At 34.0% G+C, this 22796-nt stretch carries 16 protein-coding genes; 1 reads left to right on the forward strand and 15 read right to left on the reverse strand.

Features of this window, described 5'->3' with window-relative positions:
• Positions 1-327 precede the first annotated feature (327 nt).
• From BM289_RS06735 to BM289_RS06750, 4 genes are all read right to left on the reverse strand, one after another.
• Positions 328-1725, reverse strand: coding sequence for a TolC family protein (locus BM289_RS06735; RefSeq protein ID WP_091491918.1), 1398 nt, complete (start codon positions 1723-1725; stop codon positions 328-330).
• A gap of 1 nt (position 1726) precedes the next feature.
• Positions 1727-3079: an HlyD family secretion protein gene (locus BM289_RS06740; RefSeq protein WP_091491920.1), complete on the reverse strand. Its 1353-nt coding sequence runs from the start codon at positions 3077-3079 to the stop codon at positions 1727-1729.
• Between the two features lie 2 nt (positions 3080-3081).
• Positions 3082-4737, reverse strand: a complete 1656-nt coding sequence (locus BM289_RS06745; protein WP_091491921.1) for a peptidase domain-containing ABC transporter — start codon at positions 4735-4737, stop codon at positions 3082-3084.
• A 101-nt stretch (positions 4738-4838) separates the two neighbouring features.
• Complete coding sequence (locus tag BM289_RS06750; protein WP_091491923.1) at positions 4839-5243, reverse strand: hypothetical protein; 405 nt, start codon at positions 5241-5243, stop codon at positions 4839-4841.
• A 362-nt stretch (positions 5244-5605) separates the two neighbouring features.
• Between BM289_RS06750 and BM289_RS06755 the strand changes: the two genes are divergently transcribed.
• Positions 5606-6064: a DUF1810 domain-containing protein gene (locus tag BM289_RS06755; protein WP_091491924.1), complete on the forward strand. Its 459-nt coding sequence runs from the start codon at positions 5606-5608 to the stop codon at positions 6062-6064.
• 89 nt (positions 6065-6153) lie between these two features.
• Here BM289_RS06755 and BM289_RS25740 read toward each other — a convergent pair whose 3' ends face one another.
• The 11 genes from BM289_RS25740 to BM289_RS06810 form a co-directional block, all read right to left on the reverse strand.
• A complete protein-coding gene (locus BM289_RS25740) occupies positions 6154-6333 on the reverse strand; it encodes a transposase family protein (protein WP_091491926.1) in 180 nt (59 codons plus the stop codon).
• 308 nt (positions 6334-6641) lie between these two features.
• Complete coding sequence (locus BM289_RS06765) at positions 6642-8648, reverse strand: S9 family peptidase (RefSeq protein WP_167365395.1); 2007 nt, start codon at positions 8646-8648, stop codon at positions 6642-6644.
• 142 nt (positions 8649-8790) lie between these two features.
• Entirely contained in the window at positions 8791-9003 is a 213-nt protein-coding gene (locus tag BM289_RS06770; protein WP_208610236.1) for a hypothetical protein, read from the reverse strand.
• Positions 9004-9155: 152 nt separating this feature from the next.
• Positions 9156-11975 carry a M16 family metallopeptidase gene (locus tag BM289_RS06775; RefSeq protein WP_091491929.1) on the reverse strand — a complete coding sequence of 940 codons (2820 nt, stop codon included), beginning with the start codon at positions 11973-11975 and terminating at the stop codon, positions 9156-9158.
• Between the two features lie 12 nt (positions 11976-11987).
• Positions 11988-13379, reverse strand: a complete 1392-nt coding sequence (locus BM289_RS06780; protein WP_167365396.1) for a TlpA family protein disulfide reductase — start codon at positions 13377-13379, stop codon at positions 11988-11990.
• 84 nt (positions 13380-13463) lie between these two features.
• Entirely contained in the window at positions 13464-14957 is a 1494-nt protein-coding gene (locus tag BM289_RS06785) for a PKD-like family lipoprotein (protein WP_208610237.1), read from the reverse strand.
• A 34-nt stretch (positions 14958-14991) separates the two neighbouring features.
• Positions 14992-15759 carry a DUF4843 domain-containing protein gene (locus tag BM289_RS06790; protein ID WP_091491934.1) on the reverse strand — a complete coding sequence of 256 codons (768 nt, stop codon included), beginning with the start codon at positions 15757-15759 and terminating at the stop codon, positions 14992-14994.
• Positions 15760-15775: 16 nt separating this feature from the next.
• The gene (locus BM289_RS06795) at positions 15776-17221 is read right to left on the reverse strand and encodes a RagB/SusD family nutrient uptake outer membrane protein (RefSeq protein WP_091491935.1); all 1446 of its coding nucleotides are present in this window, start codon (positions 17219-17221) and stop codon (positions 15776-15778) included.
• A gap of 10 nt (positions 17222-17231) precedes the next feature.
• Positions 17232-20618 carry a SusC/RagA family TonB-linked outer membrane protein gene (locus BM289_RS06800; protein ID WP_091491937.1) on the reverse strand — a complete coding sequence of 1129 codons (3387 nt, stop codon included), beginning with the start codon at positions 20616-20618 and terminating at the stop codon, positions 17232-17234.
• Between the two features lie 112 nt (positions 20619-20730).
• On the reverse strand, positions 20731-21888 hold the full coding sequence (locus BM289_RS06805) for a FecR domain-containing protein (protein ID WP_091491938.1): 1158 nt from the start codon (positions 21886-21888) through the stop codon (positions 20731-20733).
• A 188-nt stretch (positions 21889-22076) separates the two neighbouring features.
• Positions 22077-22673 (reverse strand): RNA polymerase sigma-70 factor, encoded by a 597-nt coding sequence (locus BM289_RS06810; protein ID WP_143102054.1) that lies wholly within the window; start codon positions 22671-22673, stop codon positions 22077-22079.
• Between the last annotated feature and the right edge of the window lie 123 nt (positions 22674-22796).

Consider the following 22796-nt stretch of genomic DNA (forward strand, 5'->3'; position numbering starts at 1 on the left):
CCAATAAAAGAGAACTCCAGTCGAACAAAATATGAATCGAACCTACGGCTCTCTATTTTTCGGACGTTTTATCTAAACCCGATTAAAATCCAGCTCAACAAAATGGTCCGAGCCTAATGCCTCTTTTGAACTGATTAAAATCGGGCTGAATTAGTTGATCTGCATTAGAAAACTTTGGTTCAATTCAATTCTTCACCACTTTTTCTATACTAATCTCTAAAAACCAAAAAGGCCATCCACTGTTTTCTTGGACGGCCTCTTTAAAAAAAAATAAACTCTGAAAATTAATCGTATGCAGACAGGTACGGGTCGCATCACTTTTTAAAATTAATCTGGATTTGCCAATATTTTATACAATTCGGCATTCGAAATGTAAAACTGATTCTCTAAGCTAATCTGAGACAACTTAGCGCTTACCAGATTATTCTCTCTTGAATTGATTAAGAAAATAGAACTTTCACCAAATGAAAACAGCTTTTCTTCTGAATTTAACATAGTCATATAATCTTTTACCAAATTATCAATAACGATTTTTTGTCTTCGTAAAGAAGCAATTTCGGTCTGTTGTGCTTTGATTTTATTTTTAAGTTCTAAACGCTGCTGCCCAATATCAAACTGCAAATCCTGAATCTTTAATTTTGCCATTTTTAAATTTCCTCTTTCTTTTCTTAGGAAAATTGGAAAACTAAAATCGATATTAAACTTATAATCGTCTGCGTTGAATGTGTTCCAATAATTTGGATCTGAAATATAATTGTAACCGACATTTATTTTTGGCAGCAGTGAATTGGCTTTCAGTTGTCTGTTTACTTCCAAAATATCCATTTTAGTTTCAAGAGACTGAATTTTTGGATGTGAATCCAAAGACTCCATTTCGACCATCATTGCATCCGTTCTTAGCGTTTCTTCGATTGTCTGAATTAAATTCTGTTCTGGTTTTACCAAATCACCTAATTCAACTGGAACATTTTCAATCCATAGAAAATTAGCCAATTTCAGTTTTGCTTTCGCTAATTTCAAATTTCCGTTCTCCACATTCAATTCCCTGTTTCTAACGGTAATTTTAGCTTCAACGCTGTCAATTGCAGCGCCATCGCCTGCGTCAATAAGTTTTTTAACCCCTTGAAAACGAGTGCTGGCAAAACCTAAATAATTTCTATACAATTCAGCTTCATTGTAACTTCTTCTCCACTCAAAATAAGCTTCGCTTGCTTGATACAAAACTTCAATAGCTCTTAGTTTTCGTTGTGCGTCACTTAGTTTTAAGTTCAATTTTCCTTCTCTCACATCAGCCATACGCTGATTGATAAACATTCCCTGACCTAAGGCAACAGTAATTCCAAGCGAAGCCAAACCAGCTTCTGGTGTTCGATTCTGCGGATTGTAATATTGTCCGTCTGTATCATCAAAACCTGCTTTGATCTCTACTCCATACCAAGTCGGAATTTTGAAACTGCTGTTCAATAACGAATAATATTCCGTTCCTTTAAATTCTTTCTTATTGTAATCTACTTCAATTTTCGGATCAAATCCGCCTCGCGCTGCCATCAATTTGGCTTGTGCGTTGGTAACTTCAAGATTGGCTTGTTTTACCAGTGGATGGTATTTTTTTACGTATCCCAAAAATTCACTGTAACTAAGCTCTTCTTCATTAAAGTTCTGACTTTGAAGCGTAGAAAAACTGAGTAGAAATAAGAAAGAAAACGATTTTACAAGATTTCTCATTTTACTTTTTCTCCTTTCCTTTTTCTTCTTTTTCTCCAGAATTATAATAATTTGGCGGGAAGCCATTTAAGTTTCGCCAAATTTCATACCACACAGAAACCGTTTCCAACAACGCAATACTTTGCGCTCCAGCACCAATACTTAATTCTTTCGGCCAATGACGATCTTCTCCATCTGGCGAAACTAAAATTCGGTATTTTCCATTCGAACTGATAAAGTTTTCAATTGCAACCACTTTACCGCCATAAGTTCCGTAAGACAATCCAGGCCAGCCAGAAAATACAATTCGCGGCCATCCATCAAACCAAACACGGACCTTTGCACCTCGGTGAACTAATGGTAAATCGATTGGGTCTACATAGGTTTCTACCGCAATATCATAACTTGCAGGCATAATGCTTACAATCGAAGTTCCTTCTTTAATCGTTTCTCCAATACCTGCGAGTAAAGCACGGTTTACATAACCGCTCTGAGGTGCTGTAATGTAGTACAAACCATTTCTAAGTCTATAATTGGTATATTGATTTTCCAATTTATTCACCTGAGCTTCTGTATCATACTGTGTGCTTAAAGCCGTGAACTTATCACTTCTTGATTTCGAAATCTTTTCAGCATATTCAGCCGTTATTCTATTAATTTCAACTTTCGCATTAATTAATTCGTTTCTGCTGCTTAAAAGCTTGTTTTCTTGTGTAATAATATACGCTTCAGATTCTTGCAGTTTTAATCTTTTCTGCTCCACATCTGTCATTGGCTTCAAGCCTTCTTTATTTAAAGCTGTCGAACGGTCAAATTGTGTTTTTGCAATTCGAAGCTGCGTTCTTACCGCAACCAAATCCATACTGTCGCTTTTTATTTTCAATTGCGCTTGACGGATTTTATTCTGAGCCTGTTGTAATTTCAGCTGCCTTTCCGTATTCAAAGACTGCGCCTGAACATCTAGAGAACCAACTTTATCGCTGTATGATTCTGCCGCCATTTTTTTAGCATCAACCTGCTGTTTGGTATTGTTAACCAAATTAGGATCCAGATAATCTTCTTTGATCTCTGAAATAAAAAGTATCGTATCTCCTTTTTTTACGTAATCACCTTCTTTTACATACCATTTTTCAATTCGTCCCGCAATAGCATTATGCACAGTCTGCGGTCTCTGATCTGGTTTTAAAGTCGTAACAGAACCATTTCCCGAAATATTTTGTGTCCAAGGCAGAAAAAGACAGCCTAAGCAAAATATTAGAAAACCAACTATGACTCTGTTTAAAATTTTATAATGAGGTCTTCGGGCAACACTTGTAATCGATTTGTATTGACCCGGAGTTATAAGTACGTTATTATCTTTAGATATATTGAGCATGATTAAAGCTTTATGTCGTTAATAATTTTTCCGTCATCAATCGTGATCATACGACTGCATTTGCTCTTCCAGACATCACTTTTAGAAGTTACAATTACCGTCCAGTCATTTTCTTCGGAAAGTAAAAAATCAACAATTTTATTCGAAGTCAATTCGTCCATTTTATCCACTGGATCTTCTAAGAATAAGATATTTGGTTTCCCCACAATACTTCTGGCCAAAAGAATTTTTTGCACATCAGAAGCAGAAAGTTCACGTCCTCCTGGATGAATTTGGTTTTCCAATCCATTCTCGAAAGTTTTGATGTCAGGCGTAAGCCCCACATTATCTAAAGCCCATTTTAAATCATCGCTGTTCAATTTTTCATTTCCAAAAACAATATTCTCTCGAATTGTTCCTGCAAATAAGGTATCGCCTTGAAGGAAAGTTCCAGCCTGAGCTCTATAGGTATCTTCGCTTAAACGATTCATGTAATTATCTGTCACATACATCGCCCCGCTTTCCGGCTCCAGAACTCCAGAAAGAAGTCTAAGTAAAGTACTTTTTCCAGCTCCGTTAGTTCCCGTAAGAATAATTTTTTCTCCCTGAGAAATTTTCAAGTTGATATTCTTAAGCGATTTTTTGCTGTGATCTGGATAATTGTAATTGATACTTTCGGTTTCAATGTTGATTCCTTTTTCTGTTTTTCCAGAAGTTTCTGGAATACAAGAAATTTCCATATCTGTTACCTGACCGATTTTTTCAACAGAAGTCAATACATCGTAGAACGATTCTAATCCGAAAATGATTTTTTCTACTGAGTTAATCAACAATACAATTACGATTTCAGCTGCTACGAACTGCCCTATGTTCATTTGGTGGTGAATTACCAGAAAACCACCGATCGACAATAAGGCAGCAGTAACAATTACTTTAAAAATAGTGAGCTGAATGTATTGTTTTTTCATTACCTGAAAGTGCTTTTCACGGTAATTTACATAGTTGCTTGCATATTTGTCATTTCTGTCCAAAGCATATTCAAAAGCTCCTTTTTTACGGAAACTTTCTCTGTTACGAGCAATTTCCTGAAGCCATGCCGCCACTTTATATTTAAACTTTGATTCGTTTAAACTGGTTTCTAAACCGTCTTTGTACGAAAATTTAAAAATTACCCATAAAATGACAATAAACAGCAGTCCAATTACCATAAAGAAAGAATGATAAAGCACTAATAAAATGATTCCCAGACCAACCTGAAGAAAGGCCGTACAGAAATCAAGCAGTAATTTTGCCGTTCCTTTTTGCACCATCAAAGTATCGAAGAAACGATTGGCTTTTTCCGGAGCATATTCTGAATACATTTCTTTAAATTTAATCAAAGGCATTCTGTACGCAAACTCAAAAGAAGAACGCACAAAAATTCGTTGCTGCAGATTCTCTACAATACGCAACTGCAAGATGGTCAAAACGCCACCAAAACCAACTCCGATTGTAACCAGAATAACAAGAACAATCCAAGAAACACTAAGCTGTCCGCTTTGAATGAAGTTAATAATAGCCTGAATTCCTAAAGGCAGTGAAAGGTTTACTAAACCCGCAAATGCAGCATAGAAGATAATTTGATATACATCACGCTTATCGAGCTGCAATAAGTGGTAAAATCGTTTAAATGGTGTCATGAATTTAAGTATAAATACAAGATTATTACATAGAATAAATATACGGCAAAAACCGCATTCGAGATTAAGATTTTTTCTTCTTATCCCTAAAAAACAAGTATTTATGAATTTGCCCGAGGAGGCGGTATATCTATTTTACCATGAAAACCAAATGAGAAGTTTGTATTATCAATATATTTTTTTCCTTTCTGTTCGATTAGAAAATATAAGTTTGGCATTAATGATTCAGAAGAAATCAAATATTCCATTACTGGAATTCCTTTTCCTAATTTGGCTGTTTTGGTATCCTTTGTTTTGTAGTCGTCCAGTTCTTCTGGAATACCGTCACATTTAAAGATTTTTTTCAGAAAATTACAAGTAATCCCTTTAACAGTATAGGTTTCTGCATTAGCGTTGATGATTCGGCTAACACCATTCGAGATGTTTAAACTGCTGATTAAAAAATAGCCGACTAGCAACACCTGAAGGCATTTACATAAAAAGCTATTTTTAATTTTATTCAACATACTCTAAAAGGCGAAAAATTTAAATTAAATCAATGGAATTGAATTCCAAACTCCAATGAATTAAGGCAATTATCTTGATTTTTCTGAGCGCGCAAGTTATAGCCATTTTTTTTCTAGAACATTAAAATAACATTAGAATTTAGAATCGTTCAAAACTTTACAAAGAAATTAACAAGACATTCTCACACTTTTAACCATCCTCGAAATTATATAACATCGAGCAATAATTCTATAACTCATAAAGTGGATTGGAGTCTACTTTTGGATATCGAAAATTCGACGAAGTATAATCCCGAAATTTAAGATAAGTGTTACCCGAAATAGAAACCCGATTTACAAACCATTTAATAGATGATCTCAATATGATTTATGCAAAAAATGATTTGACCCGATTTTTAGATGCCCAAAACAAATTGTACTTAACTGCCTATTCTGAACTTAAGAAAGGTAAAAAAGAAACCAATTGGATGTGGTTCATTTTTCCGCAGATTCAAGGTTTAGGAAAAAGTACTCTTTCTGATTATTATGCTGTCGCTAATTTAGAAGAAGCAACAGCCTATCTTAATCATCCCGTTTTGGCAAAACATTTAATTGAAATTTCAAAACTATTACTGACTTTCAAAAAGAAATCTGCTGAAGGTATTCTAGGTGAGCTCGACGCTCGAAAACTGCATTCGTCTATGAGCTTATTTGTTCAGGTAGAAAATGCTGATCCTGTATTTCAAGAGGTCTTGGATACTTTTTTCTATGGTCATTTAGATCAAATGACTTTAAATTTTACTCAAAAAACTGTTGTCCTGCCAGAGACAGTACTTTCTTAATACTCTTAGAACAAAAAAAGGGAATAGCTCGTAAACTATTCCCTTTTTGATTAACAACATAATTATAAATAAAGAACAAACCCTGAGCTTTAGCTTTTCTCAAAATTAGAAACGCCTTTTTTTAGGCAATTCAAATATTCTTCAATATTGTTCCAAGTATCTGCCCCGCAAATCACAGCAATTATTGCCATAACAAGGGTGTCGTTTAACTCGTGAAGTTTGCTTAAATCTCGACTATTGTTTTCTATTTGGCTAAAAACACTAATAATTTACCTCACATAAAAATAGATTAATACACTTACTATCAAACATTAACACACAACCATTAAATACAATTAGCGAGATTTTTACTATTAACTATGATGCGTTCACCCTGTCTGTTAAATTAGGTGATTAGACAATGTGAATTTCACTCCGACTTTACCCAACTTTAGAATATATTAATTTACCACTTTATATTTATGCTTAAAAGAAAGGAAATGAATAAGAAAGAGCCGGCATTCGCCAAACCCTTTCCTTTTTTTAATTATTAACTATAAAGAACGAACCTAAAAAATTCTATAAGAAGCTAAATTAATTATGGTTTTCCAATTAAGAATTCATATCTGAACTGCTTTGTTAAATCATTATAATGGCGCAATTTAGGCCCAATCATATTATGTGTATTACCGGGGTAAAGCATCATGTCAAACTTTTTGTTCATTTCCTGCAATTTAGCTGCAAACTCCAGGGTATTCATTACATGTACATTATCATCGGCCATACCGTGTATCAGTACTAGACGCCCCTTTAAATTCTCTATATTCGTTAAAACGGAGCTGTTTTTATAGCCTTCAGGATTTTCGGCCGGTGTATCCATAAATCGTTCAGTATAATGCGAATCGTAATATTTCCAGTCGATAACACTACCTCCGGCTATACCATATTTAAAAACATCAGGTGCATTAACCAAAGCATAACAGGTCATATAACCACCATAGCTAAAGCCAGAAATTAACACCTTATCCGGATCAGCCTGTTTGTTTTCGATCAGCCATTTTACAGACTGGCTCCAATCTTTAATTTCCCAATGGCCTAATTGTCTGTGCATATAGTTTTGGCCAACTTTACCGAATTCATAGGCCCCACGATGATCCAGATAAGCATAAATAAACTGCTCTCTATCCGCTCTGAAAATACTTTCATTGAAAGCATCATTTGTCGCAGTTGTTGCCGGTCCGCCGTAAATAACAACTATTAGCGGATATTTTTTACCAGGCTCCATTTTAGCCGGATAAGAGATCCTGCCAGGCAAATCAAACTTCCCATCTTCACTTTTTACAGTAATTAATTCATCTTTCCAGTTAGCTTTCGATAAGTCAAAATCCGAACCTTTTCTATCGCCAAGTACTTTAATTAGTTTGCCTTGATTATTCAATAAAGCCAGCTGATCGGGGGTTGATATATTTGAATATTTACTTATAAAATAACTTCCATCAGGAGAAAAATTAACCTGATGGGTATACGAACCAAAGGTTAAACGTTTCAGATTTTTTCCATTAAAATCTACGCGGTATAGATCATCATGATTTTTATGTTCGCGGTTAGCGATAAAATAAACCACTTTGTTTTTTATATCTGCATATTTAATACCTTTCACTACAAACTGCCCGTTTGTAACCGCAGACATTTTTTTTTCTGCTACGTTATAATAGTACACCTGACGATATCCAGATTTATCACTGATAAACAAAAAGTCGTTGTTGTTTCCAGGAAAAGATAAACGCTCTTCCTCATCCAGGTTAATCCAGGTGGCTTGTTTTTCTTCATAAAGCTGTTCTGTTTTTCCTGTTGAAGGTTTTACTGAATAAAGCTTATACTGATCCTGACCCCGATTTAGCCATTGTACCAAAAGGGCTTTGCCATCTGTTTGCCAGTAAGGTCTCCCAAAATACTGATCTGTTTTTTCATCCAGATCTGTCCAAACGGTTTTACCATTTTCGATAGAAACCATCCCGATTTTAACCTCAGGATTGGAGTCACCCGGCTGGGGATAACGTTGGGTTTTTACAACACCATGATCGGCACCGGCATCGGTTATGGTAAAAAGTGGAACCTTGGTTTCATCTGTTCTGAAAAAAGCAATGCTTTTGCTATCCGGGCTCCACCAGAAAGCTCTGTAATTAGTGTCCCGGCCTAAAATTTCTTCCATATATACCCATGAGGCATAACCATTCAGAATATCGTTGCTTCCGTCATGAGTTAAACGGGTTTCCTTTTTACTTTTAACATCCAGCACATATAAATCATTATTTCGTGTAAAGGCAATAAAATTACTATCCGGCGAAAATTCCGGGTTTACTTCCTCAAGATCGGGGCTGTTGGTAATACGTTCCTGCTGCTTCCCGTTATTTAGATAAATATCCTTATTCTTTACCTGCAAATCTTTAGGTCTTGTTGGGTACAAATCGTCTCCGGTATATGGCTTTTCGCTGCCTGTTTTTGCATCTACTTCAAAAGCAAGGCTTTTTCCACTTTGTTTATCGAACTTGCTAATTATAAAATGATTCTTGTCTGTCCATTTAGTAACAGTGGGTAGGGGCAATAAACCATTGTCAGATTTGCCAGTTTGTGCCCAGGTATTTAATATGCTGAATGCAAATGCACATAAGATCCGTAGTTTAATCGTTTTTAACATCTTTTAGTGTTATCAAAATTATTTTTTGTAAAATTTAACAAACCTTTTTCTAGCCAAATGTGGTATTATTTGGCCCTCCTTCGGCAACAAACTGACTATATAAATGCCAGCCGTTTTCTATAATGGCTTTTGCCTGCAATTCGTATTCAGTATCAGAAATTTTCTGCACACTGGTTTTCCGCTTAACTGGATTGTATATCTGAGCCTGCCCTATTGATAAAAAGAACAACAGGAGACATATTAAAAACACGTTTTTATTCATGATGATGTTTTTTTTGAAAGAAAGAGGGCTGAATAGCAAAAAACAACCCTCTAAAAATTCTCTATTGCGATTACATTTGCTTAATAACTCAAAATAATTAATCTATAGAGACATAAACATTAAACTCTTTTTATAAAACTTAACAGGAAGGCTTACTTCAAAGGTTTGTAAACTATTTTGTAGGTTTTAGCTTTTGATAAGAAAGAATTTGCAAAATCCTGAATATCTTTTACCGTAATTTTATTTACAATATCAGTAAAGTTTTTAGGATGATCCATATTATAACCGTTTGTAAAATAATTGTAAATCAAATTCATGCTGTAAGCATTAAAATCTTTACTGTCTGTTCTTGATTTTATATAACTCTTTTTGGTTTTCTCTATATCTTCCTTATCAATTTTGCCTTGCTTGATTTCCTCAATTTCCTGATATACAATTGGCAGTAAAGCTTCTACCCTGTTGGCATCACAATCAAAAGCAATATTAAGCTGTACTGTTGGTTTTGGCAGTTTTTCCAAGCTTACATTTACCTGAGCGCCATAAGTTCCGCCTTCTTTTTCACGTAAGCTTTCTGTGTATCTCAGTGTAAGGATGTCACCAAAAAAAGAAGCTATAATTCTGTTTTTCTGAGAATAAGTATATTCGTTTTGAAACTTAACTCGAACAGAGCTTTTTGGTGTTTCCATTTTAAGGAAAACATCTTTATTAATTTTGTCAGAAACCCAGTCAACCGTATTATCTTTAAAATTTTCTTTTCGTTTGATGCCGTCAATACTTGCAATGTATTTTTCTAAAAGCGGTTTTAAAACGTCTGGCATTATATCTCCAACAATAAAAAACTCAAAGTTTGACACATCAGCAAAACGATCTTTGTAGATGGATTTCATTTTATCAAATGATAAATCATCAATATATTGTTGGTTCATCAGTCTTATTTTTGGATTATTTTTGCCATAAACAGTTGCTGTTAAGCTGTCTGCCATTTTAGAACGAATATCTTTATCCTTGTTTTTAAGCATATTTTCCATTCTTTGTTTTAAAAGTGCAAATGCCTCAGCATCAAATCTCGGCTTTTCAAAACGGAGATATATCAACTGCATCATGGTCTCGATGTCTTTTGTATTGGCTGAACCAGAAACTGTCTCTGTAAAATTTTCAATTGAAGCAGAAGCCGATGCTGTTTTTCCTGCCAAAACTTTATCCAAATCTGTATTCGACAAATCATTTATCCCCGACATTCCCGCAAGACTTGTAGCATAAGTTACATTAGGCAAATCTTTTGGCTCGTACAAAGATGCACCGCCAAAACTTTCGGCTTTTAGTTTGACATCTTTTTTGTTTTTGTCAGCAAATTTGTAGTGCACTTTTACCCCATTACTCAATACATACGTAATGGCATCAATTGCTGTTTCTTTTTTCTCTGATACAATTTTACCAGATTTGATCTTGATATCGCCCAAAAGAGATTTTCCAGCAAATGAATCTACATAAGGCTCTAAAGAAGGGTCATTCTCAGCTTTTTTAATAATATCAAATGCCTGTTCCTGAGTCAGATTATTTTCGTTTTCAACTCCCGTTACTGTTACAACACGATTTTGCGGTGTGTATAATTTACTTAGTTGCTCTTGAAGTGTTTTTGAATCCAGTTTTTGTAATATTTCTTTAACCATCTCAAACTCCGCTTTTGGATCACTGATTACTTCGTGTTTCAGATAATTGTCTTTTACCATGCCAATTACCGCTTTATGCGAAATCTCATCGATTTTTTCGAGGTATTTTTCATAGTTTGATAGATTCTTAGTTACTTCTCTTTCTATTTCGCCTTTTGAAAATCCAAATTTGTACGCACGTACAAATTCATTCATAGCAGCTGTAAAGGCTTCCTGCTGTTTATTTGGTTTGGGAGAAATCCCTATAAATAAAATATCATTTAAACGGGTAAAACTTTGAAAGCCTATTTGAGCACCTCTAAAAGCGCATTCCTGCTTTTGCCCCATTTCAGCCAATCGATTGTTGATCAATGAAAAAGCAATGTCGCGTTGAGTCGATTTTTCCAAATCAGCAAAAGTTCCGGTTGGTTTTTCGGCTGTATGACGAATCATATAATTGATACTGGAAGATGAAACTTCTCTGTCTAAAGCCAATCTAAAAGCAGACGCATTGTTATCTGGAATAGCAATTTCAAAACGTTTCTTCGGGTTTTTAGGCATCGGAATATCTGCAAAAAGCTTTTTGATTTTTGCTTCAATTTCTGCAACATTTATGTCTCCAACAACGGCGATTGCCTGTAAGTCTGGACGGTACCAATCTTTATAAAAATCTTTTAACGCCTGATATTTAAAATTCTTCACAATATCCATATCCCCAATTGGCATACGGTCTGCATATAATGAATTGTTATAAACAATAGGTGCCGTTTGATTCAATATACGCATTCTGGCATCTTGTCTCGTTCTCCATTCTTCGGTAATTACGCCACGTTCTGCATCAACTTCTTCATTGGTTAGGGATAAAAAGCCAGACCAATCGTGTAAAACCAGCAGACAGCTATCTACAACAGCATCATCTTTAGACGGAATATTATCCAAATTATACACCGTTTCGTCAAAACTGGTGTAGGCGTTGATATTTTTTCCAAAAACGGCTCCTTGTTTCTGCATGGTATTCAGAATCCCTTTTCCTTCAAAGTTTTTGGTTCCGTTAAACGCCATATGTTCCAGAAAATGAGCCAGCCCTTTTTGCTGGTCATTTTCTAAAATCGATCCTACATTCTGAATAATATAATAACTTGCTGTATTTTTATTGACTGTTGTGGGATAAATATAATAAGTCATCCCATTTGGCAGAACTCCTTTTTTTATGGTTTGATTGACTGTAATTGGGTCATTTGCTTTGAAACTCTGTGCCTGACTTAAAAAAGCACTTCCAATTAGGAATAGAAAAACGATTAGCGATTTTTGTTTATAAAACATATGTTTTTGTAATTATACTTTTAGTAATTTATCTAATTCCTCTCTTAAACCAGATTCAGAAGGGCGCATTGCATTTGTATTTATAATTTTGCCTTCGGTATCAAATAACAAAAATCTAGGAATTGCATTTACTCCATAATTTTTAGCTATATCTGACTCAAAATCTTTGTCTGCCATTAACTGAATTCCTTTTAGGTCTTCCTTTTTCACAAAATCTTTCCATTTCTGAATGTCTTTTGCTTTATCTAATGACAGACTTATAAAAACAATATTCTTGTCATGGTAATCTTCTTCTAATTTTTTCATATGTGGAATTTCAACTTTACACGGTCCGCACCAAGTTGCCCATAAATCTACATAGACAAATTTTCCTTTAAAATCTGAGAATGAAACTGGTTTATCATTAATATCATTATATTTAAATTCAAAACCTTTTTGACCTACATTTTTATGCAGTTCTTTTTCATATTCTACTAAAAAAGCTTTACTGGCATCTGAGATTAAATAAGGCCTTATTTTTGGAGCTATTTTTTCATATTCTTCAATTCTCAAACGAGAATTTTGAATACCTTCTCGAAGAAAAGCGTCTTTTAAAGCTGGGTCAGAAATGTGAGTAATAGCTTCAGCGAGGTAATCTAAACGTCCAACAGGATTTTCTTCAGTCATTTTTATATAAGAAAAATAATGACTCATCAAGGAAAGCCCATTTGCCAATTTTAAAAGATCAGGATCTTTAAATTTTATATTGCTCTGCCATTGTTTCATTACTGCTGGACGATTGTCTTTTTCCGGATGTTCTGTGCGGGGCATCATAAAAAAAAGATAGGATAAATCTTCAACATCGGTATCTACTGCTAATTTGAGTAACTTATTAAAAACTTTGTCTTTTGTATTTATACTCTTTTTAAATGTTTCGGCTTTTGCCAAACCTCCATCTATAAAAGGATAAAAATCTTTATAAGTTGTATTGTATTTAGGAACATCGCAAAAATGCCCAAAATCGTTATAAATTTCGTTGGCTTTTTGAACTAGGGCATTCTGTCCTATATTTTTACCTGTTAAAACATAACTGTTTTCAGATATAGACAAATTGATGTCTTGTTTAGGCTCCAGATAAAGCCTAATAAGCTGTTGTCTTTTCTTAAACTGCCCATAATCAATATAATAAAAACCTGGATCTACAATAGGAAGCATAAAACCAAATTCTTTCGAAGCATTAATTTTTGAGGTTGCAACCACAATAGTTTTACCATCTTCAGCTTTAAGAAGGTTTATTTCATTTGTATTGTTTTCTGGAATTAAAAATTTCCCACTAATTAGTACATATTCCGAAATAGACCCAGCAAATCCGAAATGGGAAATTAGAAGCATGATAAAAACCAGATATAATGTTTGTTTTTTCATTGTATTTTTTTGTTTGTTCTTAAATAATATATTTTGTTTTAAAGACGAATGCATGAGTTCATGCATTCGTCGTATTTTAATTATTTATCTTGCTCTAAATGCAACATCAACAATTTTGCATAAACCTGTATAGTTGTTGGTTAAAACTAAAGCGCCATTTACTGGCGGAACAGTGTATAATTGTAACGTACCCGTAGTACCATAACTTCCTACCACAAGTTTATTGGCAAATGTTTTGGCATTAGCATGAAAACCTATATAAGTAATTTCTTCTGAACCTTTATCTAGCATTAATTTTGCTGACTGCGTACCATGATCGTATTCGTATAATTTACCGCCTACAGTGTAGAACAAATATCCAGAATCAGGGCTTACAGCAAAATGAGTTGCTTTATCAAAATCAGGTGCATTTAGGATTTCTTTATAATAAGTCTGTACAAAACCAGTATTAAATCGAAGCAAATTATACTTACCTGTTGTTATATCTTTTAATACTGCAAAATTCTCCATACCGTTAAAGGATGAAGTAGTCATATAAACCAAATCGCTTTTTGTGTTACTCCAGTCCAATACTGTACCTGTACCAATAGCTTCAGGCATTTTAGAACAAATTCCATCCATAGTACTGTAACGAAGAAAACGTCGTCCATCTCTATCATAAAACACTGGTGACCCCAGTACTCCTTGATTTTCAGCAATAAAAGGAGCAGCATAAAAAGATTTTGTTTCTGTATCTACTTTATTCTGTGGCAAACTATATCCAATTTGCTGTATTCTCATATAATAATAAATATTTCCTTTACTGTAAATGAAATTTTCGCCTGACAATGCAGATTTCATAAAATCCACACCAAAATTTCTGGGAATACTTCCATCTACCATTTCATAAGCAATATTTTGTGTTGGAGTCCATCCAAAAGAATCCTGATCTATACGTGATGTACCAGATTCTGAAGCTGTAATATAAATTCCATACATGAGCGGAGTTATCATTGGATTTTTAAAACAATAGACATTTACTGCTTTACCGCTTAATTTCAAACCTGAGCCTGCTTTATCTAGAACATCTGTAATAATTTTGTGTTCTGCAACATTTGGCAATATGGAAATCATATCCAATCTTGCTTTACTTTCTACATCTCCTAAAACTAACCATCCTTCGTAAATAGAAGATACTACAGTTAATGTAAAAGGTTCCTGTTGCCAGGTCACTCCCGTAATATTATCCTTAACAAAATAATACACTTTATATTTTGCTGGTGCTAATTTTAAGTCAATATCAAGATTTTTTGTTTTGGCAATTACGAACTTTGCTTCTGGTGCGTTTATTATTAAAGTATTAACAGCTACCCACTCATATGTATAACGATTGGGATCATTTCCATCATCCAAAGTTGGATTTAAATTTGGTGTTATTTTAAAATGTTCTCCGTTATAAATAGTATATTCTTTTTCTATGCCTGTTGCCTTAATTTCATTTATATTTTTATAATTATAATTACCTAAATCATCTGCACAGCTCACACTCAAAAGAAACAGTGTAAGTAATGCTATTTGTAACTTTATATTTTTTAACATAGCCATTTTCAGTTTTAAATTCATAATTTGCTTTTTAAGGAAATGTCATTTCTGTACCATTATCTTCATAAATCGTATTACCTGAAGCTTTTTGATCAGCCAAATAGCGTTTCATAAAACTACCATAATAACGCACCTCAGCTGTGCTTAAACCTAATGCCCCTATTTTTTGATCAAACATCGATGGCTCAAGTTGCAATAAATCACACATCAAAAACAGTTTTTTTGCTGTAAATACCCCCAAAAAACCAACTGGCCAGCCTTGTGGCTGTGATAATAAATCTCCAAACGTCAATTTAAAACGAGTTAAATTCATTGTTTTTTGTGTGAGTGTATTAATAACTTTTGTTTGCATCTTAGTCGTAAAAAATTCATTCTCTTCTAAATTTAATACCAGCGTTACATTTTTAAGTTTTAAATCAGGTGTTCTGTACATTGTAACTGCAATAGTATCTACTTCTTTTCTTGCTCTTATGATTATATTTTTTGGCAAAGAAAAATGAGTTCCTTCATTAGCTGTACTTGACTGATCTATTGTACATTTAACTGTTCTATCAACATCGCTCAATTTACCTTGAACTCTTAAAGGAATGAGATAAACTTTTTTTTGAATCGCAGTATTATCAAAAGCGAAACTTACTCCCGTACTATCTATTAATGGACCATTTTTTACAAGAGGGAAAATCGCTGCCGAAAAATAAATATTATCTGTATTATCATATGTTTTTATCTCTTCCTGGTTGCATGAGGTAAATCCTAAAAAGGACAAAAGAACCACACTTATAATCAATATTTTTTTCATGTTTTACTATATTAAATTATTGAAAATTAATTTCAGAGTCTGGTAAAGGCACCACATATTGATTTGTTCCCATAGTGATATTTCCTACCGTTGCAGCTCCATTAGCAATTGCTGCTGTATTTGTTCTCTTGTAATAAAAAAACAATTGTCCTTCGCCTATAAACTCTTTTTTATATTCTTTGGCTACTTCTGTTGCTACTGATGCTGTAGCAGCTAAATTGTTTAACCCTCTATTGAAACGCAATGTATTCAGAAAAGTAATTCCATCTGCTGGAACTGTTGCGGTTTCAGCTGCAATCAAATACATTTCTGAAAGTTTGAACATTGGAATTTGTAAACGGAAAAGTTTAGTTTTATCATCTACATCTGCGTACTTAAAAAAAGTTTTTTGAGTCTTACCGCCTGTAACTGGTACTTTCCAACTTGGTAAACTTCTATAATCATTGTCATTCGATTCAAAAACAGCGTTAATGCGGTTTAGTAGTGGCGCATATATGTGAATAATATCCAGATTAGAATCAAATAGGTCCATTTGTTTCGTATATAAAGTATAATCACTTATTGAAAAGAAATTTTCTGATGAAAAAGTACGATCAGGATTGGTTGCATTTGTAGCTTCCGAAAAAGAAGTCCATGGAAAAAAAGCAGTTGATTTTGTAAAATCAATCACTTCCCTCGCCGTTATTGATGCACTTGATTTATCTCCAGCATATAAAAGCACACGGGCTTTTAAGCATTTTACAGCTAGATAATTCATTCTCTGTCCTCTGTTTGCAGAATAATACGGATTGGCATCAAAAGCTGTTGACGCATTGTATTTTCCTGAAGTAAGAACAGGATCATTTTTTAAAAGAACAAGGGAAGCGTCCAAATCTGCCAGTATTTTTGTAATTACTTCATTTGCTGGCAAAAGTGGACTGTTTCCTGTTGTAAAATTATCGTAATATGGTATTGAAGGATTTGAAGGAGACACTTTATAAATTGGTCCATACAATCGCAACATATCAAAATGTAGCATAGCACGAATTCCAATAGCTTCGCCTTTTAACTCATTTGTTTTTTCAGTTGAAATAACTCCTGAAAATTTATCGATGTTTTCTAAGAATTTATTACAAGATAAAACAGTATTAAATGCTTTTTCCCAAATAGCTGTAAAAGTAATTTTAGGTACACTTTCAGTATATGCATAAGTTGCAATTTTGGAACTAACATGGGAAGAGTTTATGTTATACTGCTGCCCTAAAATTTCGACAGCATCCATTGTTAATTGTTTTCCGTACAAATTATTATCTGCTAGCTGAAGGTAAAGACCATTATGTGCATTTTGAATCCCAGATTCACTGCTGTAGGCCTGATTTTCTAGAATCTTATCCTTTGGTACTACATCCAAAAAGTCACTGCAACTAATTGCCATAATCGACGCTAAGAAAACGAATGTTATTTTATACAAATATTGTTTCATGATTTCGATATTAAATAGATAAGTTTAAACTAAGTGAATACGTTCTTGCAAAAGGATAATCGATTCCACGTTCTGCTTTTATGGTAGAAACACGGAAAAACTCATTTGCCAGAACATTAATCCCTAGGCCTGTTAATCCATTTCTTTTTAGCCATTCCCTGTCTGTTAATCGGTATCCTAAACGAACAGATTCTCCTGACAGATAATTATCTTTTTGAATAAAACGGGAAGATATTGGAGTTGAACTGGTCAAACTGATCGCCTTAAATTCTGCCATTTGACCCGGAGTAGTCCAGCGGTCTGTAAGAGCTCTTGCATCCTGATTGTCGAAAATATTACTAGATGAGATATTTTCTACTTTATTGAATAAAGCACTGTTAAATCTATCAGCACCCAAACTGTAGCGTACAAAGAGACCAAAACTAAATCCTTTATAAGTTAGATTTGTAGAAACAACTCCTGTTGCTTTTTCTCTGGAATTCCCCATCACTACTTCATCTTTCTTATCAAAAATATAAGTAGTCTGTCCATTTTTCTTTAAGAAAACTTCTTGCCCCGTTGCTGGATCAATTCCTAATGATGGTACTGCCCAAAGATCATTTGTACTGGCACCATCATAATATCGGGTTAAACTTCCCGCTTTTTGAGCGGCATCGTTTAAGGAAGATAAAGCATTATTAAAACCACCTAGTTTATTACTATTTGAGGTCGCCATCAAACCTACACCCCAAATAAAATTATCTTTTACATTATAAATAAAGTTATAGTTCATTTTAAGTTCTAAACCTTCAGTAGTCAAGTATCCTAAATTTATAGGATAACCATCAATTCCTGTTGAAGAAGCTAAATCGATCGCTACAATTTGTGGTGTAGTTTTGCGTCTGTAAGCTCCGATAGTTGCCGTTAATTTATTTCTGAACATCGCCAGATCTAAACCAACAGATAAGTCCTTGGTTTTTTGTGCTTCTAAATTAGGATTGGCGATCTGAGAAATTGCTATACCAGAACCAAAAACATTAGTATTGGGGTTATAAGCATAAACATCATAAGAAGCATACCCAACTAAATTCTGATTTCCGGTCTGACCAATATTGGCGCGTACTTTTAATACGTTTACAATATCTTCGTTCATTTTAAACTCGTTGTTCAAATTCCATCCTAAACCAATGCCCCAATAGGGTGAGTATTTTTTGTTTGAACCAAAATTGGTAGCCCCAGAAATGGTCTGAGTAAAATCGAACAAAAAGCGTCGGTCGTAAGCGTAGTTAATTTGATTGGTCAAATCAACACTTCTAATTAAATCGGTGTAAATTTTTGGTTTTGCATAAGGTTCATATCCAAAAGCAAATGCCGGATTTCCATCTACTCCAATTGGGAAACCTCTTAAAGCAGATGTATAAGAATTGTTTCTGGTTTCGAGAGCAGAAGCCCTGATTGTATAATTAAAAGAATGAACATTATTAAAAACATTTGAATAGGTACCACCAATATTGGCATTCCACTTGTCTATTCGGGCTTCTTGTCTAGTATAGGTTCCTTTTTCTGTAGCATTTTTTTTTATAAATTGGGTATCATCTGGAGAAACAAAGACAGTATTATTGATATCCATTTTAGAAATTGACAATGCGCCAGTCGTTTTAATGTGCGTGTTTACATCATAGTTTAAAGCAAAATTATTAGTAAAATTAAAGTTGTTTCCTTTGTTATAACTTGGCAAAAAAACATTATACAATGGATTTGGCGCCTGATTTACCGGAATATACACTTTATCAGGAAGTGGAGCAGTCGTTCCATCCAAATAACGAGTGATCACGCCATTTTCATTGTATTTTGGATAATAGGGACTTGTTTTTGCCCAAGTTGCAAAAGAACCATAAGGGGATTCCTGATTTGTACCGCCAGAAACAAAGAAAGTATTACTAAGACTTAATTTATTTTTTTTGTACACTAAACCCGCATTATAGCCCCAGGTATTATGTTCTGAGCCTTTCATGGTTCCAGTCAAGGATTTGTAATTTCCTGCTATATTGAATCTAAATTCTTCAGTTCCTCCTCCCAAATTTAAACTATGCCCAGAAGTAATCCCCATCTGTATGGGTTCATTTAGCCAATACGTATTTACACCTCTCCGAACATCAGCAAGCCTTTTATTATAAACTTGATCCCACTCAAACTGCGTTGCTGGCGACGCTCCTGAATAAGCATTAAAAGCCCCGGATAGTCTTTCAAACTCTAACTTTTGTTCTGCATTCATTAAATGATACACACTTAAATCGGCTACTTCAAAAGCAGAATTGTATACATAGGAAACCTGTAGTTTTCCCTGTAAAGGCTTTATCGTTTCAATAACCACAACTCCGTTGGCGGAACGTGCACCATATAAGGCAGTAGAAGCCGCATCTTTTAATAGCGTAATATTGGCAATTCTGTTAATATCTAAATCAACTACCTGTTGTAATGTGGTTGGAAATCCATCCAAAATAAATAATGGCTGGTTAGGATCGTCTTTAAACTGGCTTTCGACTTGATTTGCCGAGATACTGGTCTGCCCTCTTACCTCTATTGTAGGCAAAACATTTGGGTTTGAACCAACCAAATTATTGTTGACAACAATAAAAGAGGGATCTAAAGATTTTAAAGCCTGCACCGCATTTTGTGTCGATACCTGTCTCAATTCCTCTCCTCTAAAAGAGGTTACTGCTCCTGTTATGAGTTCTTTTTTACGAACTGTAACTCCTGTGTTTATAGTAACTCCTGTTAACTCTTTTGTTTCTTCCTGAAGTGTTACATTTATTACTTTTCGATTGTTTACTGCCACCATTTCTACTTTATGGCCTACATAACTAAAAAATAGTGTTCCATCACTAGGTGCAGTTATGGAGTATTTTCCATCAAAGTCTGTCTGCCTAGTCGTATTGGTACCATTAACTTTTATATTGACCCCAGGCAAAGGTTCTTTTCTTTGATTGGTTACTACCCCCTTAACTTCGATCCAAGTCGATTGCTCTACTTTTTTTTCGGGACTTGGCTTAACTTCATTAATAACAATTGTATTGTTTGGAGTAAAACTAAAAGTGAAGCCTTTTGCAGGAAAACTTGTTTTTAGCAGATCCCCTACCTTGATGGTTCCTTTTTTTAAATGGACTTTAGGGAGTTCCTTGAACAAATCTTCCTGATAAATAAAGGTGCAATTAGTTTGTTGTTTAATAATATCAAACACCTCATCTACCGTAACCATTTTATCAGTTTCGATTGTAATTTTTGTGTTTTGAGAAAAAACGCTGGCAGGCGAAAAACCAAAAATGGTGGAACAGAACAAGAAGATAAAAGTTCTCATAATGGTAATAATTAGTCTTCTTCTAAAAAAGAAAAGAACGTCGGTTAATTTAAAATTCATAGATTTACATGTTAGTTGGTTGGTTAATTTTTAGAATTAATTAATTGACTCGCATTGCAAAAGGGATAAAGTGCAGTACGGTGAGAGGTCTAAACTTTATTCCCTTTTCTTTTTACTTAATGGTTATGGTTTTGTCTTTTATTTCATAGGCATTAATAAAATTACTGTTCTTGATTGTGGCTACTATTTCTTCGAGTTTCTGGTTTTTATTCAAAACTCCGTTAAACTTTACATTTCCTAGTTCTGGATTCGCAAAAACAAAATCGGCATCATACCATCTCGACAATACTTTTGCAATGTCTTTTAATGGCATTCCTTTAAAAACAAAAAGTCCTTTTTTCCATGAAATCTCATTGTAGACATCAACTGTAGAAATTGAAATTTCATTGCTGTTGGCACTGATTCTTGACTGCTCATTTGGTTTCAGGATTTCTTTTGCTTTGTTATTGTTTATGGCTACTTTTCCTTTTACAAGCGTGGTATAAATTGTATTTTCATCTTGATACGCTTTGATATTGAATTCTGTACCCAAAACTTCAACATTTTGCATTTGCGTTTTCACTTTGAATTTTGCTCCTTTATGTTTCGTACTTGACGATACTTCAAAATAGGCTTCTCCATATAACAATTCTACTTGTCTGGTTTCACCTTCGGCAAATGATACCGGATATTTCAATTGGGATGCTGAGTTTAACCAAACTTTTGTACTGTCTGCCAATTGCACAAAAAACTGCCCGCCTCTGGGTATTGTCAATATATTGTTGGCTATTTTCTCAGATTTACTTTTTGCATCATAAACCAATTTTTCTCCATTGCTCGAAACATTTCCTTTAGTATAGGCTTTTCCTTTTTCAAGCGCTACGACAGATCCGTCTTCTAAAGTCAATGTAGCTTTGTCACTTCCTACTGCAATGTTTTGGACTGCAACTGTAGGCAAAGCTTCTGGCTGTTCTTTTACTACAGTTTCAGTAGTTTTAAATAATGCGGTAATAGAAATCAACAACACTATAGCTGCCGCTGTTGCAATTTTAAAAATGGATCTGGAATAAAATGGCTTGAACGGTATAACTTTAACTTCTTCAACTTTTAAGCTATTTTGAATTCGTAGCAACATTCGGTTCTCAATTTCATCTTTTGAACCTAGTGATTCATCCCATTCTGCATTTGTTTGGAAACTTTGGTAATAATTAAGTAATTTTTTTTGCTCTTTTATATTGGTTTCTCCAGAAAGATACTTCTCCAGCAACGCCAAAAATTCGTCTTTTTTCATTTTGTATTTTAAATTAATTGGGGCTCATTTTAAGTAAGTGTCAAAAACAAATGTTATCCCCTAGTCGGAATAGCATTTTTTTTATTTTTTTGAAGAATATGAAATAAGACAATAGAACTAATACTGTTATTCCAAGAATAACAGTCTCACTTTTCTATTAATTTAAAGGCGTGTAAAGAGAATAAATCTTACTTAAAAAGATTTTTTGAAAGCCATAAAACCATTGCCATACTTGTACTGGTTCCCATTGATAAACGAATGGCATGAAGCGCTTTCGTAATATGGTTTTCGACTGTTTTTGTAGAAATATCCAAACGTTCAGCTATTTCTTTATGACTGAGCTGTTCTTCCCGGCTCAGCTTATAGACCAATTGGCATTTTTCAGGAAGATTATTTACAACCATATTTATATGCTGTATCAATTCTTCATGCATCAATTGCGTCTCGGGAGTGGTATTTTGAAAACGTGTATTTAATTCCTCAAAAAGTTCTACACGAATTTTGTCTTTGTTTTTTTTGATCTGATTAAAAACCTGATATCGAGCGCAAGCATACAAATAACTTTTTAGGGAAGTATGAATTTCTAGTTTTTCTCGATTGTGCCAAATATTCATAAAAACATCCTGAATAACGTCTTCACATAATTCTTTATCTTTTAAGACATTGTAAGAAGCCATAAATAAGGGTTGCCAAAACTTATTATACAATTCTGTCAAAGCAGATTCGTCGTTCCTTTTCAGACGATTTAGTATAAGAATATCTGGATTTAGATTCTGTTTTGACAAGTTGCCTTAATTTTAAGTAAGAATAAAGTCACGAAATTAGCAAATATTTCGAATCTGTTAAGAATTATAAGAAAACTATATTAAAAATAGCTTCAAATTTCAAAAACGTGTACGAACAAACTT

The sequence above is a fragment of the Flavobacterium phragmitis genome, from assembly GCF_900112575.1.
Taxonomy (GTDB): domain Bacteria; phylum Bacteroidota; class Bacteroidia; order Flavobacteriales; family Flavobacteriaceae; genus Flavobacterium; species Flavobacterium phragmitis.

Bases quoted from the DNA above. Each gene is read 5' to 3' on its own strand.
- BM289_RS06735 (WP_091491918.1), bottom strand. From the start codon at position 1,725: ATGAGAAATCTTGTAAAATCGTTTTCTTTCTTATTTCTACTCAGTTTT.
- BM289_RS06740 (WP_091491920.1), bottom strand. From the start codon at position 3,079: ATGCTCAATATATCTAAAGATAATAACGTACTTATAACTCCGGGTCAA.
- BM289_RS06745 (WP_091491921.1), bottom strand. From the start codon at position 4,737: ATGACACCATTTAAACGATTTTACCACTTATTGCAGCTCGATAAGCGT.
- BM289_RS06750 (WP_091491923.1), bottom strand. From the start codon at position 5,243: ATGTTGAATAAAATTAAAAATAGCTTTTTATGTAAATGCCTTCAGGTG.
- BM289_RS06755 (WP_091491924.1), top strand. From the start codon at position 5,606: ATGATTTATGCAAAAAATGATTTGACCCGATTTTTAGATGCCCAAAAC.
- BM289_RS06770 (WP_208610236.1), bottom strand. From the start codon at position 9,003: ATGAATAAAAACGTGTTTTTAATATGTCTCCTGTTGTTCTTTTTATCA.
- BM289_RS06775 (WP_091491929.1), bottom strand. From the start codon at position 11,975: ATGTTTTATAAACAAAAATCGCTAATCGTTTTTCTATTCCTAATTGGA.
- BM289_RS06780 (WP_167365396.1), bottom strand. From the start codon at position 13,379: ATGAAAAAACAAACATTATATCTGGTTTTTATCATGCTTCTAATTTCC.
- BM289_RS06785 (WP_208610237.1), bottom strand. From the start codon at position 14,957: ATGTTAAAAAATATAAAGTTACAAATAGCATTACTTACACTGTTTCTT.
- BM289_RS06790 (WP_091491934.1), bottom strand. From the start codon at position 15,759: ATGAAAAAAATATTGATTATAAGTGTGGTTCTTTTGTCCTTTTTAGGA.
- BM289_RS06795 (WP_091491935.1), bottom strand. From the start codon at position 17,221: ATGAAACAATATTTGTATAAAATAACATTCGTTTTCTTAGCGTCGATT.
- BM289_RS06800 (WP_091491937.1), bottom strand. From the start codon at position 20,618: ATGAATTTTAAATTAACCGACGTTCTTTTCTTTTTTAGAAGAAGACTA.
- BM289_RS06805 (WP_091491938.1), bottom strand. From the start codon at position 21,888: ATGAAAAAAGACGAATTTTTGGCGTTGCTGGAGAAGTATCTTTCTGGA.